The sequence below is a fragment of the Helicobacter sp. MIT 05-5293 genome (assembly GCF_000765665.2).
Lineage (GTDB): Bacteria > Campylobacterota > Campylobacteria > Campylobacterales > Helicobacteraceae > Helicobacter_C.
The window spans coordinates 85532-103221 of record NZ_JROZ02000003.1 but is presented as its reverse complement, the minus strand read 5'-3'; the positions used below and the strand labels follow the sequence as shown (position 1 = coordinate 103221).

The 17690-nt window shown below is 36.8% G+C and carries 14 protein-coding genes; 8 read left to right on the top strand and 6 right to left on the bottom strand.

The features are described from left to right. Positions 1-169: 169 nt before the first annotated feature. The 3 genes from LS68_RS06835 to LS68_RS06825 form a co-directional block, all read right to left on the bottom strand. Positions 170-1489, bottom strand: a complete 1320-nt coding sequence (locus LS68_RS06835; RefSeq protein WP_277872315.1) for an adenosylmethionine--8-amino-7-oxononanoate transaminase — start codon at positions 1487-1489, stop codon at positions 170-172. A gap of 356 nt (positions 1490-1845) precedes the next feature. Continuing rightward, complete coding sequence (locus tag LS68_RS09685) at positions 1846-3204, bottom strand: methyl-accepting chemotaxis protein (RefSeq protein ID WP_241993712.1); 1359 nt, start codon at positions 3202-3204, stop codon at positions 1846-1848. Positions 3205-3209: 5 nt separating this feature from the next. After that, positions 3210-3695, bottom strand: a complete 486-nt coding sequence (locus tag LS68_RS06825) for a PAS domain-containing protein (RefSeq protein WP_034369140.1) — start codon at positions 3693-3695, stop codon at positions 3210-3212. Positions 3696-3980: 285 nt separating this feature from the next. Here LS68_RS06825 and LS68_RS09940 point away from each other — a divergent pair, with 285 nt between their 5' ends. Genes LS68_RS09940 through LS68_RS06810 form a run of 3 tightly spaced genes read left to right on the top strand, consistent with a single transcriptional unit; the run spans position 3981 to position 6035 of the window. Continuing rightward, positions 3981-4682, top strand: a complete 702-nt coding sequence (locus LS68_RS09940) for a UDP-N-acetylglucosamine 2-epimerase (protein WP_052100091.1) — start codon at positions 3981-3983, stop codon at positions 4680-4682. Further along, positions 4579-5103 carry a UDP-N-acetylglucosamine 2-epimerase gene (locus LS68_RS09935; RefSeq protein ID WP_347232424.1) on the top strand — a complete coding sequence of 175 codons (525 nt, stop codon included), beginning with the start codon at positions 4579-4581 and terminating at the stop codon, positions 5101-5103. The genes LS68_RS09940 and LS68_RS09935 overlap by 104 nt, the downstream gene beginning before the upstream one ends. Continuing rightward, positions 5100-6035, top strand: a complete 936-nt coding sequence (locus LS68_RS06810) for a glycosyltransferase family 2 protein (protein ID WP_034369143.1) — start codon at positions 5100-5102, stop codon at positions 6033-6035. Before LS68_RS09935 ends, LS68_RS06810 begins: the two co-directional genes overlap by 4 nt. A gap of 5 nt (positions 6036-6040) precedes the next feature. On the opposite strand, the gene der is transcribed toward LS68_RS06810, so the two are convergent. Continuing rightward, entirely contained in the window at positions 6041-7450 is a 1410-nt protein-coding gene (der, locus tag LS68_RS06805; protein ID WP_034369145.1) for a ribosome biogenesis GTPase Der, read from the bottom strand. Between the two features lie 80 nt (positions 7451-7530). Here der and LS68_RS06800 point away from each other — a divergent pair, with 80 nt between their 5' ends. From LS68_RS06800 to leuB, 5 genes are all read left to right on the top strand, one after another. Continuing rightward, a complete protein-coding gene (locus tag LS68_RS06800) occupies positions 7531-8148 on the top strand; it encodes a hypothetical protein (RefSeq protein WP_138091257.1) in 618 nt (205 codons plus the stop codon). A 69-nt stretch (positions 8149-8217) separates the two neighbouring features. Beyond that, positions 8218-9885, top strand: coding sequence for a 2-isopropylmalate synthase (locus LS68_RS06795; protein WP_034369147.1), 1668 nt, complete (start codon positions 8218-8220; stop codon positions 9883-9885). Between the two features lies 1 nt (position 9886). Next, positions 9887-11149, top strand: coding sequence for a 3-isopropylmalate dehydratase large subunit (leuC, locus tag LS68_RS06790; RefSeq protein WP_081950865.1), 1263 nt, complete (start codon positions 9887-9889; stop codon positions 11147-11149). 12 nt (positions 11150-11161) lie between these two features. After that, positions 11162-11659 (top strand): 3-isopropylmalate dehydratase small subunit, encoded by a 498-nt coding sequence (gene leuD / locus LS68_RS06785; RefSeq protein WP_034369150.1) that lies wholly within the window; start codon positions 11162-11164, stop codon positions 11657-11659. Further along, a complete protein-coding gene (gene leuB, locus LS68_RS06780; protein WP_034369152.1) occupies positions 11652-12722 on the top strand; it encodes a 3-isopropylmalate dehydrogenase in 1071 nt (356 codons plus the stop codon). Before leuD ends, leuB begins: the two co-directional genes overlap by 8 nt. Before the next feature lie 42 nt (positions 12723-12764). Here the strand turns inward: leuB and LS68_RS06775 are convergent, their stop codons facing one another. After that, positions 12765-16916: a TaqI-like C-terminal specificity domain-containing protein gene (locus LS68_RS06775; protein ID WP_138091255.1), complete on the bottom strand. Its 4152-nt coding sequence runs from the start codon at positions 16914-16916 to the stop codon at positions 12765-12767. 55 nt (positions 16917-16971) lie between these two features. Beyond that, positions 16972-17622, bottom strand: a complete 651-nt coding sequence (locus LS68_RS06770; protein WP_138091253.1) for a hypothetical protein — start codon at positions 17620-17622, stop codon at positions 16972-16974. Positions 17623-17690: the final 68 nt, after the last annotated feature.

The following is a 17690-nucleotide window of genomic DNA, read 5'->3' as shown; positions in this document are numbered from 1 at the left end:
CTTATAGTATGTTATAATAGCCCTCCAAACAATAAAAAGTGATGCTACTAGAGAATCTCGCACTAAGCATACAAAAAGCACGAGGGGAAAGAGTTGATGAGTCTTATCTTACAAAACTAAGAGAAAAAATCAGCACTTTTAAAGTAAGCGAAACATAAAGATTCTATAATCAAAGCCTTTGGCAGATTTCTTCAAGAGTCTGCACAATATAAGCGACTTGTTTTTCCTTGATAATATAGGGAGGCATTAAATAGATTGTATTACCCAGCGGTCTTAATAATAAACCTTTTTGTAATGCCTCTTGATAGACAAACATTCCAGCACGCTTGTGTTTGCTTTGCACAATATCAAAGGCAAAAATCATACCTTGATGTCGAAAATTCCCTAACTTTTTATTTTTCTCCAGATTCTGCCATAAAGCAAAAATCTTCTCTGATTTGCTCTTATTTTTCTTGATAATATCTTCTTTTTCAAAAATATCCAAAACTGCGTTTGCTGCAGCCAAAGCCAAAGCATTACCAGTATAGCTGTGCGAATGTAAAAAGGCTTTGTGAGATTCATAAGGTGCATAAAAAGCCTTATAAATGTCATTATGAGTAACCACAACAGAAAGCGGTAAGAATCCTCCGGTAATACCCTTAGAGAGGCATAAAAAATCCGGCACAACTTCACATTGTTCAAGTGCAAACATACTGCCGCTACGTCCGAAACCTACCGCAATTTCATCAAAGATAATATGAATACCAAATTGTCTGCATAGCTCACAAGCTGCCTTGATAAAATCTTTACTATATATGTGCATATTTCCAGCACACTGCACTAAAGGCTCAAGAATAAACGCGCAAATATTTTTACCCTTTTTTTCCAAAAGAGACTTCAAAGAAGCTAATTCTTTAGAAAAATCAGAATCTTTTGGCACAGGCGTAGTGAGAGATTGAATCAATATGTCTTTATACTCTTTCTTGTAAAGCTCTACATCACCTACACTCAAAGCACCCAAAGTCTCTCCATGATAGGAATTACTCAAAGAAAGGAAATAAGGTCTTTTTTCACCCAAAAGCTGATGATAAGCAAAGCTCATCTTAAGTGCCACTTCTACCGCGCTTGAACCATTATCAGCATAAAAACATTTAGTGAGTTTTTTAGGTAAAAGCGCACAAAGTCGTGCAGAATACGAAATAATCGGCTTGTGAGAAAAACCTGCGAGTAAAGTATGTTCTAAAGAATCAAGTTGCTTTTTTATTGCCTTTGCGATATAGGGGTTACAATGTCCAAAGAGATTCACCCACCATGAGCTAATGCAATCTATATAAGATTTACCATTAAAATCATACAAATATACTCCCTTGGCTTTTTTAATCGGGACAAGTGGGATTTTTTCATGCTCTTTCATCTGTGTGCAAGGATGCCATATATGCTCTAAATCAAGTTTGACAAGACTTTGGGCATTATTTTTCTGCTCTTTCTTTGGAGACTTTAGTTTTTTAATATTTTTTTGAATTAATGGAGCTTTTTGTGAATCTTTAGTTTCTTTACTGATGCCATTTTGTAGCTTAGAAACAGAATCTTTTGGGATATTTTGCGTATTTTTTTGATGTTTTTTAACCTTTTTAGATTCTTGAAAATTTGGTAAAGAATCTTGAATAATTTGATGCTTTTTTTGAGAAATCTGCATCTTTGGCTTTGCTTTTTTAGATTCACCAATCTCTGATTGAGATTCTCGAGGTTTTTGAGAATCTCGCAAATTTACTCTAGGGGCAGAAGCCTTTTTTGCTCTTGTTTCTTCCTTGCTAGAATTTGAATTCCTGCTCACTTTGCGTGATTGATTGTTTTCTTGATTTGGCATTACTTAGCCTTTTTTGATATATCGCAACTATTTTGATCTTCCCAAATCCTAGCAAGCGCATCTACTTTTTCAAAGAATACATTACTTGCCTGCTCCATAGATCTGAATTTATCGACAACGACACTGCTTTCTTTTTGTTCATGTGCTTCCCTAATACCTTCCTTACCGAAAGTTAAAATATCATGATGAGCCTTGATAATTTCATCTAAAATAGGCATTCCATCATAGTTAGGTCTTCCTCGATGCTCTAGCCATTCATTAAACATCGTTTCTGTCATTTGTGCAATATTCTCATCAATCGTATCTTTTGAAATAGCCTCATAAGCATCACTTTTGAAAGCAATATGGTCAATCATCAGAGAATTGCCATTTAAAGACGAACCGATAATCTTGACATTTGTGCTGATAGCATTAGACGAATGCTGGAGATCTTCAAACATTCTTGAAAAATCTCTTACTACTTCATTAAAATCATTGATTTGTTGAGAAATATGTGAAGAATTATCAAAAATTTCTGTCGCACTTTGTTGAAAAACATTGATTTGTGTCTGAATCTCTTTAGTGGCTTGTTGTGTTTTTTCAGCAAGTTTCCGCACCTCATCAGCAACGACTGCAAATCCCCTACCATGCTCTCCAGCTCTTGCTGCCTCAATCGCAGCATTAAGCGCGAGAAGATTTGTCTGGTCTGCAATATCATCAATCACGCTGACAATCGAGCGCACTTCTTCTCCTTGTTTGCTTAGATTCTCGGTAGCGGTATTATTAGAATGGACAAGCTCGGAAATTTGCTCAATTTGCTCCATTGCCCCATTGGCTTTTTGATAATTTTGCACAGAGCTGACAGCTGCTTTCTGTAACTCGGTAGAAATATCCGAAAGTCTTTTGATATTTATGTGAAAAACATTTTGCATAAATTTTTGTTGTGAAAGATTGCCATTAATCTCGCTTAATCTTAATGTCAGCTCTTTGGCTTTATTAAGCGCCATTGATTGGCAAATTGCTTCCATACTTTCACCCACACGTTTTCCCACAACAGCAAGATTAGCCAACAAACCTTCCGTCAAGAAAGGACGATATAAGCCCACTTTATCCTGATTAGAATACGAAATCACCGTTTCACTCTCACGGATAAATGTCTCTAGCTGATTAAGAAGCTCATTGATTCCTCGTGCAATTTTATCCAAATCACTATTTTTAAGATGAGTGATTCGAAGCTCAAAATTCCCTTCAGAAACCTCATTTAAAAGATGAATGATCTTTTGTCTAAGCTCTGCCTCTTTATTTGCCTTAACACGCGTTACAATAAGCAAAGCAAGCAAACACACGCACACAATACCTAAAATGATAAAAATTAACATCAAAACTAACTCCTTACTTGCAAATCCAAAACAAAACTATTGTAATCTTTCGTAGCAAAAAATTTTTTAAAATATTCTAACCCTGAATCAAGCCCAGACTTTTCAACCTCACGAAGCTTGGCATACAAATCTTCTAAGATGGGTATTGCCTTTGGATTAGGAGCTCTACGCACAGAGTAATACCCAATAATGTTACTTTTAATATCCAAAGAAGGCGTAATATTAGCAAATACCCAATAATACTTGCCGTCTTTGGAGAGATTCTTAACATAGGCATTAACTTCTCTCTTTTGAGTAATTTCACTCCATAAAAACTTAAAAATTGTTCGTGGCATATCAGTATGGCGCACGATAGAATGAGGCTTTCCTAAAAGCTCACTTTCTCTGAAACCTGAAATATCGATAAAAGCCTCATTACAATAAGTGATTTTACCTTGAGGATTAGTTTTAGAGACCAGAAAACCTTTCACTTGTTTTTCATCGGGATTCATTGAAACTGACTCCTTAATATTCTTAGATTCTCAAAGATTTTAACTTAAGTAATCTTAAAGACAATAATAAAATAGTAATTTTTTTAATATTCACTAATTTTAATATTAAATGTAAAGAATTGCCACAATTAAGAGCCAAAAAATGGATAATTTTGCTTGTATTAGAATTTTTATTAATCATTAACTGCTAACTGCAATCAAGCTCAATATTGCTGAAAAATTATTTATAATTTATGGTATAGTTTCGCGAATAATCTGAACGAAAGGACTATTTGACAAATCAAAATGAAGAAAATTCTTTTTGTTTTAGGCACAAGACCCGAAGTAATTAAACTTGCTCCTTTGTTTTTGTATTTCAAATCTCAAAAAGATTTTGTAGTGTATTTATGCAATACCGAACAACAAAAACATTTAAGTCGTCAAACACTCCAATTTTTTGATATTAAAGCGGATTTTTCTCTCAATATTATGAGAGAAAATCAAAGTTTGCCAAGCCTTAATGCAAGATTACTCACCAAACTAGATAATCTTTTAGAAAAAATCAAAATTGACGCAGTAATCGTTCAAGGAGACACAATGAGTGCTTATTGTGGAGCTTTGAGTGCATTTTATAAAAAGATTCCTATTTTTCATATTGAGGCAGGCTTGAGGTCGGGTAATATCTATGAACCTTTTCCTGAAGAGGCGATGCGACTAATGATTAGTAAAATTGCCTCTGTGCATTTTTGTCCCACACAACAAGATGCACAAAATTTATTTGCAGAGCATATTGATCATTCAAAAGTCTTCGTAACACAAAACACAGTCATTGACGCTTTTTCTTATTTAGATTCAAAAGAATTAGCAAAATCAATGCTTCGTCTCAAAAAAATGGGCGTGAATCTTGCTGGGGGGGGGGAGCAACAAATTTTGTTTGGTAACCTTGCACCGCAGGGAAAATCACGAGAAGATTCACGAACTATCTGCTGCCATAAAAGAGTTGGCTAGTCGCAATCCACACACATTTTTCATACTCCCTCTACACCCCAATCCCAATATCAGAGGCGTCCTCCAAAATACCCTAAAACCATTATCAAATATTATCCTTACAGAATCTTTGAATTATATTGACCTCATTAATGTCCTAAAAGCAAGTCATTTAGTTTTGACTGATAGTGGAGGCATACAAGAAGAAGCCCCGAGTTTCAAAGTAAAAGTTTTGGTTTTAAGAAACTTCACGGAGCGCACAGCTGGGCTTGCGTTAGGATTTAGCGAGCTAGTAGGAAACGATAAAAAACACATTGTCCAAAGAGGGCATTACTTTCTCAATCACCCCTATATTTTAGAATCCCAAAATCCCTATGGTGATGGCTTAGCAAGCCAAAGAATCTATCAACATATCAAAAATTTCTTTAGGAGTAATCAATGAAAAATAAAAATAGCAGTGAATCTGTAAAATCAGACATTAGCATCATTCTCAACCTTTACAAGCGTCCATACGCTCTTAAACAACAGCTTCAGGCTATTCAAGCACAGAGTTTGCAGCCCAAAGAGATATTGCTCTATCAAGATGGTGTTTTTGAAGGGATTGACATACCTAGCGAAATCAAAGATTCATTTGACAAAATAGAGATTTCAGAAATGAATCAAGGCGTATGGGCAAGATTTGATTTTGCAAGAAGAAGTGCGCAATCTGACTTAGTCTGTGTGTTTGATGATGATACGATTCCGGGTGTTGATTTTTTAGCAAATTGTTTTGCAGAAATGCAAAAACAAGAGGGGCTTTATGGTGGCAATGGTGTTATTCTCACTTATCCCAAACATTTTCCAATAAATGGAAGTAGTTTCAATGTCGGTCATTACAGACCTAACGAACACACCATACAAGTTGATTATGTCGGGCATGCTTGGTTTTTTAAAAAAGAATGGCTTGATGATTTATTTATCGACACTCAAGCTTTGCAAGATTATAAGATCGCGGGAGAAGATGTCGCATTTTCATTAACGCTACAAAGAAAAGGTATCAAAACTTTCGTGCCGCCTCACCCTTTAGGACAAAAAACTCTATGGAGTTCTTTACTAGCAGACACATACGGCACAGAAGAAAATGTCGCCTTGCATCGTATCCCTCAAAATTTTCAAATAAAAAGAAATATGCTAAGAGATGCTTTGAAATTAGGATTTAAGCCGCTGATTTATCAAGACAAACGAGCTTTTTTGCTCAATTACAAATCTTATATCGGAAATAGCCGCTTAAGTGAATTGGCATTTATCAACCAAACATGGCTTAAACCTATGGAAAGAAAAATAAGAACACATATCAAAAAAGCCTTAGGGTTTAAAAAGTATGCAGATTCTTAAATCCTTTATTTTTCCGCCACTTCTGAAGAAGCCTCGTTTTTGCCTTTGACGCTAAGTATTATCGGCACACCCTCAAAGTCAAACCGCTCTCTTAAGGCATTGATAAGATAACGCTTATAACTAAAATGCAAAGACTTTGGACGATTTGCAATCACTGCAATCTGTGGTGGATTTACATCATATTGGGTCGCATAGTAAATTTTAACAATTTTGCCATGATCACTAGGAATATGATGTCTTGCTATCGCCTCTTGTATTGTTTCATTAAGCGTGCTTGTTGAGATTCTATAATTAAGCCTTTTATACACTTCCAATATCTCGGCTTTAAGCTTATGAATATTCCGACCAGAAGTTGCGCTTATTGTAATCACAGGGGCAAACTCTAAAAATCTGAATCGATGCCTTAACTCTTTTATCATCGTCTTGTATCCCTCATGAGCAATATCCCATTTATTTAATACGATAATCACGCCCAAAGCGTGCTTAGGTATCAATGAGCCTATTTTTTCATCAAGTTCTACAAAAGGCATAGAAGCATCAAGCACTAAAAGTGCAATATCACTTTTTTGCAATGCTTTATTTGTGCGATCAAGTGCAAATTTTTCAATACCCTCAATCTTACTTGCCCTTCGAATCCCTGCAGTATCGACAAAGCGCACCCTCTGTCCTTGAATCTCTATTTCTTCATCGACAGGATCAATAGTCGTTCCTGCTACTTCACTCACTATGCTGCGTTCGATACCCAATAAAGCATTCAGAATCGAGCTTTTACCGACATTCACACGACCGATAATACCGACACTAATGCAATTTTCAAGAGTTTGTATTTTTGGAGAATCCAGATTCTCCAAAAACTCTTCCAAGCTCTCATCATCAGATTCTATCTCTTGTTGTATTTTATCAACGCTTTCTAATGACTGCTCTTTACCAAGCTCAAGCATTGTGAAAATATTTTCCATAAGAATACTTAGTCCTCGATTGTGATGCACAGACACAAAACACATTGTTTGCGCACCAAAGGCGTTAAAATCCCACGCTTGTTGCTTGATTTTGTCATTATCTACTTTGTTGATGACAAGCACTAAAGGCTTATGCGTTTTTTGCAATGCCCGAAAAGTCGCTATATCATCATCTTGCGGTATGCTTAAACCATCAACGACATACAACACCATATCTGCATCAAATCCTGCTTGCATCGAATGTGCAGAGACTTTGGCATACAAACCTTGTGCTTTTTCGATTCCACCGGTATCTAGCAGCATTACACTCACGCCACTAATGTCAAAGACTGATTTTTTGACATCACGCGTTGTGCCGCTTACATTTGAAGTAATGGCGATATGTTGCTTCACTAGACGATTAAATAAAGAGCTTTTGCCGACATTGGGTTTGCCTAAAATTGCGATTGTTTTCATTATTGATTCACTTAAAATAAAGGTTTTTCTAACGATATGTTAGCTAAAGTTGGATTTTGGATTCATAAAGGAGCATAAAAATGAAACAAATTGTTTTTCTTTTTATTTTATTATGGGCAAGTTTTAACACACTTTGGGCAGACTTAGAGCATTCTAAAGCTATTTCAGAAGAGGTTTTAGTCTATGAAGGAGTCATTTTCAAGCTCAATAAAAACGATGCAGAGTTTAAAATGTATAATGAAGAATATGCCCTCTATCCTAAATCTAAAAAACTCAAACAATTCCTTAGCAATCAAGATTCTGACCTCAAGGTGCGTTCTCTCCGCTCCCAAAATAGCACGACACAATTTCAGAATCAAGACCAACAAATGGTTTTCTATTATTCAGGCACAAAAGGGTCAAATCTTTATAATCAAATTGCCCTTCAGCGATTTTCTCTCATCAAACAAGAAATACCGCCTCGTGATGAAAACAAAAATGAAAAAGCTCAAGAGATTTATATTGTCCAAAACTATAACGATTATATCCCCGATGCGACTTGCCAAATCATTCAAGGCAAAAAATTTATCCGTGATCGCGCCAGAAATGAACTATTGATTAATCTTGATAAAAAGATTAATGCGCGACTCTTAAGTCAAACAGAGACTGAATTATTTCTTGAATGCCAGCCTCCCGCCAATATGGATATTTTTGAATGATTTACCAAACTATAAATAAAACTACGCTAAAATAGAAAATTTATCCATTAAATTTTAGGAAGAGAAGAAATGAAACATCATAAATACAAAAGAGGCTATTTTGTGCCTCCTACCAAAAGCCTTGAGTGGAGCGAAAAAGAATACATTGAAAAAGCTCCTATATGGTGCAGTGTGGATTTACGCGATGGTAATCAAGCCCTTATCACACCCATGAGCCTTGCAGAAAAGATTGAATTTTTTAAGCTACTCGTTCAAATCGGATTCAAAGAAATTGAGGTTGGATTCCCTGCAGCAAGCCAAACAGAATATCAATTTTTACGCACTTTAGTAGAAGAGAATCTCATTCCCGATGATGTCAGTGTGCAAGTGCTCACACAAGCAAGAGAACATATCATTAAAAAAACTTTTGAGGCATTAGAAGGTTGCAAAAATGCTATTGTGCATGTTTATAACTCCACCTCTTTAGTGCAAAGAGAGCAAGTTTTTGGCAAATCTAAGCAAGAAATCAAAAATATTGCCATTCAAGGAGCAAAACTTTTAAAAGACTTTGCAGAACAAACAAGGGGTAATTTTCGTTTTGAATACTCGCCCGAAAGCTTTACAGGCACAGAAATAGATTATGCTTTAGAAGTGTGTAATGCAGTGATTGATGTCTTTGCACCTACCAAAGAACAAAAGGTTATTATCAATCTCCCCGCAACAGTTGAGATGAGTTTGCCTCATATTTATGCTTCTCAAGTGGAATATATGTCTAAAAACTTGAATCAACGCGAAAATGTGCTTATCTCTTTGCACCCGCATAACGATAGAGGTTGTGGCGTAGCAGATGCCGAATTAGGGCTTCTTGCTGGAGCAGACAGGATTGAAGGCACGCTTTTTGGCAATGGCGAAAGAACAGGCAATGTCGATATTATCACGCTTGCTTTGAATCTTTGTTTGCACGGCGTAGATTCTGGGCTTGATTTTAGCAATCTACCACATATTTGCGATATTTATGAGCGCATCACTAAAATGCGCGTTTATGAGAGACAACCCTACGCGGGCAAACTTGTCTTTGCGGCATTTTCAGGAAGTCATCAAGATGCGATTGCCAAAGGAATGACTTATCGTAAAGAACATGATCTTTCTCATTGGAATGTGCCTTACTTGCCGATTGATCCGCAAGATGTAGGCAGAATCTACGAAAGTGATGTGATTAGGATTAATTCCCAAAGCGGCAAAGGCGGTATTGCGTATATTTTGCATCATCATTATGGTTTTGATTTACCTCCCAAATTTCGTGAAAGCCTCTCTTACTATGTCAAAAACATCTCTGACAATATGCAAAAAGAGCTTTTACCTCAAGATATTTGCGATATTTTTTATAAGGATTTTGTCAATGTCAATACTCCTATTGCAATATCAAAATTTCATTTTGAGACAAAAGAAGATCTTTTTGTCGTTCATCTCACACTCGAAAATAATGGGCGCACTTCTGATCTTTCTGCACGAGGAAATGGTCGCTTAGATGCTGTCGCAAACGCACTTAGAGAACATTTAAAGCTAGATTTTGATATACTTGATTATCGAGAACATTCGCTCAAAGAGGGTTCTTCTTCTCAAGCAGTAGCATACATACATATCACTTATGCTAAAGAACAATATTTCGGTGTAGGATTGCACACTGATATTATCACTGCTTCGATTCAAGCCCTTGTGAGCGCAATTAATATCATTTTAAAACAGGAAGGAAAATAATATGAGTATGACAATGTCGCAAAAGATACTTGCCAAACATGCAGGATTAGATTCTGTAGAAGCAGGGCAACTCATCATGGCACAGCTTGATATGGTTTTGGGTAATGATATTACCACACCAGTAGCCATTAGTGCGTTTAAAGAGGCAAACTTTCAAAAAGTTTTTGACAAAAGTAAGATTTCACTTGTAATGGATCATTTCACACCCAACAAAGATATTAAAGCGGCGACACAAAGCTTACAATGCCGATGTTTCGCGCAAGAACACGATATTTTACATTATTACGATGTAGGAAATATGGGTGTAGAACACGCGCTTTTACCCGAAAAAGGCATTGTAACCATTGGGGATTTGGTCATTGGAGCAGATTCTCACACATGCACTTATGGGGCATTAGGAGCATTTTCCACAGGTGTAGGCTCTACCGATATGGCAGCAGGTATGGCAACGGGTAAGGCGTGGTTTAAAGTCCCTTCTGCTATTCGTTTCAATCTCAAAGGGAAACTCAAACCTTATGTAAGTGGTAAAGATGTTATTTTGCATATTATTGGGAAAATCGGCGTAGATGGCGCGCTTTATAAAAGTATGGAATTTGGTGGAGAAGGATTAGCAAACCTCACAATGGACGATCGTTTGTGCATTGCAAATATGGCAATTGAAGCAGGTGCAAAAAATGGCATCTTTGAAGTTGATGAGCAAACAATTGCATACGCAAAAGACAAAACACAAAGAGAATTTCAAATCTTTAAAGCCGATGAAGATGCGCCATACGAGCAATACTTCGATATTGATTTAAGCGAGATTGATCACACAGTCGCTTTCCCCCATCTCCCAGAAAATGCTAAAACTCCCTCGCAATGGGGGAAAATCAAGATTGATCAAGTCGTGATTGGCTCTTGCACCAATGGAAGATTAAGCGATATGGCAGTTGCAGCCGAGATTCTCAAAGGTAAAAAAATCGCTCAAAATGTGCGTTGTATCATCATTCCAGCAACACAAAAAATCTATCTTGAATGTATTTCAAAAGGATACTTAGAAACTTTTATTCAAGCAGGGTGTGTTGTCTCTACCTCTACTTGCGGTCCTTGCTTGGGAGGACATATGGGCATCTTAGCCGAAAAAGAACGATGCGTAGCGACAACAAACCGCAATTTTGTAGGGCGTATGGGGCATGTCAGCAGTGAGATTTATCTTGCTTCCCCTGAAGTTGCAGCTGCAAGTGCTGTTAGTGGATTCTTAAGCACACCAGAAGAGATATTATAGGAGGAAGATTTAATGAAAGTCAAAGGTAACACACACAAATATGGGGATAATGTCGATACTGATGTGATTATCCCTGCACGATACTTAAACACACACGATCACAAAGAGCTTGCATCTCATTGTATGGAAGATATTGACAAAAATTTTGTTCATAAAGTAAAAAGTGGAGACATTATCGTTGGAGGTTGGAATTTTGGCTGTGGTTCGAGCAGAGAACATGCCCCTATCGCAATTAAAGCAAGTGGGATTTCATGCGTCATAGCCAAAAGCTTTGCGAGAATCTTCTATCGTAATGCTATTAACATTGGGCTTGCTATCATTGAATCTGAAGAGATTGCGCAATCTATCGCTGAAAATGATGAAATAGAGATTGATTTGCAACAAGGCATAATCAATAACCTCACACAACATCAAACCTACAAAACACAGCCTTTCCCGCCTTTCATTCAAGAAATCATTAATGCAAATGGCTATCTTAATTGGATTAACAAGGAGAAAAACAATGCGTAAAGAAATTGCAGTTATCAGTGGTGATGGAATCGGACCAGAAATCACTGCACAAGCCATCAAAGTGCTTGATAAGATTGCTCACAAATTTCAACATAACTTTATTTATCATCAGGTTTTAGCAGGAGGCTGTGCGATTGATGCGACAGGCTCTTGTCTGCCCAAAGAAAGTCTTGAAATATGCCTAAAAAGCGATAGCGTTTTGCTTGGTGCGGTAGGTGGTCCAAAATGGGACAATCAGCCAAGCTCTAATCGCCCAGAGACAGCTCTTTTACAGATTCGCAAAGAGCTTGGATTATTTGCAAATATTCGTCCAGCACAGCTTTTACCTCAACTCAAAGATGCAAGCCCGCTAAAATCAAGCATTTTAGATAAAGGGATTGATTTTGTTGTAGTGCGTGAGCTTATCGGGGGCATTTACTTTGGCGAACACCGCACAAGGGAGCAAAATGGTGAATTACTCGCCACAGATATAATGGCTTATACACAAAGTCAAATTCATCGTATCGCCAAAGTCGCTTTTGAGATTGCTCGCAAAAGACGCAAGAATGTGATTTCTGTCGATAAAGCAAATGTGCTTGATTCTAGTCGTTTATGGCGCAAGGTCGTAGAAGAAGTCGCCGCACAATATCCCGATGTCAGCCTTTCACATATGTATGTGGATAATGCCGCAATGCAAATTTGCAAAGACCCTAGTCAATTTGATGTGATTCTTACTGAAAATATGTTTGGTGATATTTTAAGTGATGAGGCGAGTATGATTACAGGCACAATCGGCACAATTCCTTCTTCATCTCTTGGAGAGGGGACTTTGGGGCTTTATGAGCCTATTCATGGTAGTGCGCCTGATATTGCAAATCAAGACAAGGCAAATCCGATTGGTATGATTTTAAGTGCTGCATTAATGCTGGATTATTCATTTGGTATGAAAGCCGAAAGTCAAGCAATACAAAAGGCTGTCGAAAAGATTCTTGATGCAGGCTATCGCACAGGAGATATGATGGACGCTCACAGCAAACTTGTAGGCACTCAAGCAATGGGGACACTTATCTCTGAAGCATTATAGAATTTTCTCATACTTGACTTGCTGCATTTAATATAAAGTAAGTCAAGTATCTACAATCGCAATCTCCTCATTATTTAAATCATACAACGCATACACTAGATTATCAATGTCAGATTCTAGCTCGCTTGTGTCAGTAGTAGAATCTTTTGCTTTGAGATTTAGAATCTCCTCCACTAAGGCGATAATAGAATCTGTAATGCTTTGATTAGATTGTGTGATTTGTGGAATGGGGAGCTTTTCGATGAATTGCTTTATCCACCGAAATGCACCATCACCCAAACTACTAGCCATTTGCCGCATATAAAAATAAATCAATTTTGAGTTTAGCACAGCACAAAGATATTTATCATCCTTAGGGATAAAGTAGCAAGTTTGGTTAATATAATATCCTTTATCATCATAGACAAAGCAAGGACTATTTGTCATCTCTGCCCAAATGATTTTCCCCTCATATTTTTCCTTGCTTATATAAGGAAGTTTCAATCCCTCGCAGAATCTAAAAGCCTCTTTGAGTTCAGATTCAAAGTTTTCACACAGAATCTTTACTAACCCAATATGTAAAGAATCCACCGCACTAAGAAGCAATAAAGCTATGACAATGGGGGGGGGGGCAATAATGGCTATCTCTTCGTCATTCAAATCATAGAGCGCAAAAATTTTAGAATCTAAGCATTTTTCTAGTTCATTTGCATCTTCGTTTGCTTTTTTGGATTCTAATATCTTCTGCACAATCTCTACAAACTCTAATTCTTGATTTTTGCTAATTTTTGGAATCGGGAGTTTTTCTAAAAATGCCTTTTTATAGCGGTAACCACTCTCACCAAGCCCACCCCCTGCATAAAATTCTTTAAAGGCAAAGGTGGCAAGCTTAGAATGCAAAATACCTAGCAAATATTCCAAAGAATCTTTAAAATTTTCATTACCACTTAAAATAAAGCTTGTCGCTTCTGCATAGAAATGCCCAAATTTAAACTCACCATTATCCAAATAAAATTGCGGCTCACGCACGATTTCACTATAAACGATTTTTGGTTTGGAAAATTCATCATAGTATGCAATATTATCTTGTGTTTCAAACCATTTATTAGAAGTTTTCTTTCTAGCATTATTTCCCCTAATGCCATCAATATTCTTTTCGCCACTTTGTTCAAGTCGTTTGCCAAAAGTTGCAAGATAGTTTTTTACTGCTGGATAATCTTCAATATCAAGTTTTAGTGCTGGAAAAGTGCCTATTATCCACAACCCAGCCCATTCATAACTATACCGCTTAATGTCTCGTCCTCGCAAAATGGGCTTGATGAGTTGAGCGGTTCGCTCTCTTTCGGTCAATAAAATCGTGTTGTTTTCAAAGTCAATTCTAGAATCTAAATCTCTAATCTTGTCATTTTGAGGTGAAGCTGAAGAATCTCTGTCAAAATGTTTATTTTTTTCTTCTTTTTTATAAGGGGGTGGGGCTTGAATTAGGCGAAGTCGCCCCTCCCCCTTATATATCCCCCGCCTTAACACGCCTTCAAGGTTGGCACTATCGTGCGATTGTTTTTTATCGCAGTGAAGATATACTTCACTGCTAGGAGATTCTAAATCTCCTTGAGAATCTTCTCGCCCGCTTCGTGGTGTCTCAAAATCGGAAGTAAGCGAGGCAGTAGTGCCCTCGCTCCGATTTTGGGCTAGAAGCGGAAATAGCGAGGCTTCCCCCTTGTTTGCCGAAAAAGCGGCGTCTTTTTCGGGGTTAAGGGGGACGGGAGGGGGATAAACCCCTTTTTGCGATGAAAAAGAAAAATCTTCACTGCGTAAAAAAGAAAGATTCTTATCATATTCACTTAAGGGATAGGGCAAAAGGCTTTTTTGGCTGTCATCACATTTTGCTAAAATCTCCTCACGTTTATTCGTATCGATAATAAAGGCTTCGTTGTATCCTGTCAAGACTCCACGATAAATATTAATATCCCAATCTTTGAGTGGTGTGCCGATGCTCTCAATCTTTATTTTGAGAGCTAATTCTTTTTCATTGAGGAAAATAAAAGATTCTATATTTAAGGAATCTTGGGAAATTGTAAAATATTGAGGCTCTAAGGGTTTATCCTCTTTAGGGTTATAATCTTTGGGGTTGGCATATTCTATTGTATGGGCTTTGGGGGCTTTGCCTTTGATAAATTCTAAAATGCTTGTATCCACCGTAGCAGATTCAAAGACTTTTATGCCATTTAAATCCACATAGGTATTTATCGTGGTATTTTCTAATAAAAATTCTCTTAAAGGCTCGCCATAAGCTGCTCTGCACCATTTATTAGATGTGATAAAACTTAAGATTCCATTATTTTTTAGAATCTTCGTGCCTAATTCAAAAAAGTAAGTATAAATATCGCTTGTGCCTTTGTAGATTTTGAATGCCTTTTGTAAATGCGGCTTTAGGTGTTTTATTTCTTCTTGGCGAATGTAGGGTGGATTCCCAATCACTAAATCAAAGCCTAAAAAGTCGCCATTAAAATCTAACACTTCAGGGAATGCAAAACGCCATTCAAAGGGCTTGTTGGATTCTAGGTTAAAAATGCTTTCATATTCTTGTTTGAGTATATCAAAATCTTTTTGTGCTTCTTGTTCGTTAAAATCATCAGCAAACATTCTTTGAGCGACATAAATACTCAAATCCTTGTCATCTTCAGCAAGGTAATTTCCATATTTCTTAGAATACTCTTCACATTTTGATTCAAATCCTTTGATTTGCTTTTTAAATTTATCTTTGAAGCAAAAGTTTTTAAAGGCTTGTAATAAGTCTTTGATTTGCTTATCAATTTGGGCTTTATCATTATAGAATCCTTCTTTGTAGTTTTGCACCACCTGCTTATAGTTTTGCATTCTTTCATTGATGTTGGGATAATGTGTAAGGCTTGTGTGTATGTCAAAATAGCTTATAAGACTATTCCCACACTTGATATTAATATCAATATTTGGCAGGGTTTGGAGTTTGTGGATTTTGCCCTTGAATCCATCTTCTAAATAATATGCGCTTTTAAGCAGCTCTATCCATAGCCGAAGCCTTGCGATGTTGCACGAGTTGGGGTTAATATCCACACCAAAAAGATTATTTTCAATAATCGATTTTTTGAGATTAAAGAGGGTGATTTGGATTTGGTGATTCTCATCATCAAAGCGTTTATAAGCGAAATTTTCATTATTTTTGGTCGTAAGCAAGACTTCATCATCTATGACTTTTAAATCTTTATATCCAAAGCCTAGAAGCCCTAGTTTATGATAGATATAAATCATCTCACTTAGCGCAGAGATGAGAAAATGCCCGCTTCCGACAGATGGGTCGCAAATGCGAATAGAGCGCAAAATCTCTTTTGCCCTAGATTCTATATTATCAAAGTCCCTATCAATGTTTTTGCGCAAAGCGTCCAAATCTTGCGTATTCCACTCAAAAGAGGCATTAAATTTTTCACACACCACCTTGCTTAAAGATTCTCTACACATAAAGCTAGTGATAAAGTTTGGCGTATAAAAGCTCCCCTCTTTATAGCCATTGAGTTTTTCAAACATCGCTCCTAGCACACTTGAGCTTATCAGTTTATCGCTTGAGGTAGAATCCTCGCTTTTGCCAAAGTCCCAGCATTCTAAGAAATCAAAAAGATAAGCAAGAAATGCGACTTTTTGGTCTTTTTTATATTCTGTTTGTGTCGTGCTAAAGGGGAGAATCTGCAAATCATCATCAAATGTGCTTAAGTCTAAAATCTCTTTTTTATCGCGCATAAAAAGCGAGGAGTTGAGATAGGGCAAGAAATCAAAGCCTTTGTCAGATTCTCGATGTTCATAATCCTTTGCCAAGACTTCAAAGAAAAGGTGGCGTAAAGTCTTGAAACTTAGAATCTTATCCGCACTCAAAAATCGCAAATTTTTATCAAAATCATTGAAATGTAGCAAATTTGCTTCAATCAGCTTCAAAAACAAAATACGATTAAGATAAATGATAATATGGCTCATCGTGGATTCAAAGAGTTCAGATTCACTATTTTGTGGGGATTTCTCGCGGATTTTGTCGTGAAGATGTTTAGCGAAGCTTGTGTTTTGAGATGGGTCAAGCTGGATTAGAATCTTACCTTTTTCATTTGTCTCTTTTAATCCCAAAATATGCAAAAGCTCGAAATAAAACTTAGGATTGAGTGCATTAGAATCTCTTGCAAATTCATTATGCAAAAAGTCGCGATTTAGGATTTTAGCGGCAAATCCTAAATGCTTGTCATTGCGTAGGTCAAAGCTTGTGCCTTGAAGGGATAGATTTTCCCCCCCCCCCCGCAGAAGAGTCTAAAATTTGTGAGAGTTCTTTATAAAAATCATTTTGGTTTTCTATCAAACTCCCTTTTTCATAAAGTTTTTTATAAAGCTTTTGAATCTCTTTGTTGTCTTCAAAACATTTTTTAAACGCCAACGCATTAAAAATATAAAATTGATAAAAATCCGTGATGAGGATATAGCGCACACTTGCATTTCTAGTAAGATTTTGATTCTCTCCCTTGCGTTCGCGCAAATAATACAAAATACACTCGTGCAAAGCTTTGCAGTTTGGATTATTGGGGCTAAACATTTCTTTATTGTTTTCGGGCTTTTTGGCTTCGATGATAACTTCCACTTGAGAATCTTTGAGCAACGCACAATCAATCTCGCTATTAGCTTGGTGCTTATAAGCGACTTGTGCTTGGAATCCTAAGCCTTGCAAAAAGGGCATAAGCGCGTTGCTTACAATTCCTTTTTCGTTTTGGTTTTTATGTGCTTCAAGCGATTCTAAATACTGCTCGACTTTAGCTTTAAAGGATTCTAGGTTTTGAGGCTTAGAATCTGCATACTCTGCATTGTATGTTTTCATAAATTCTTGAGGTTTAAGGCATTCGTATTGAAAAGACATTAAAATCCTTTATTCTGACGCTTTTGTATTTTTGCATTGTAACATTTAAATCATCAAAATAGCATTTA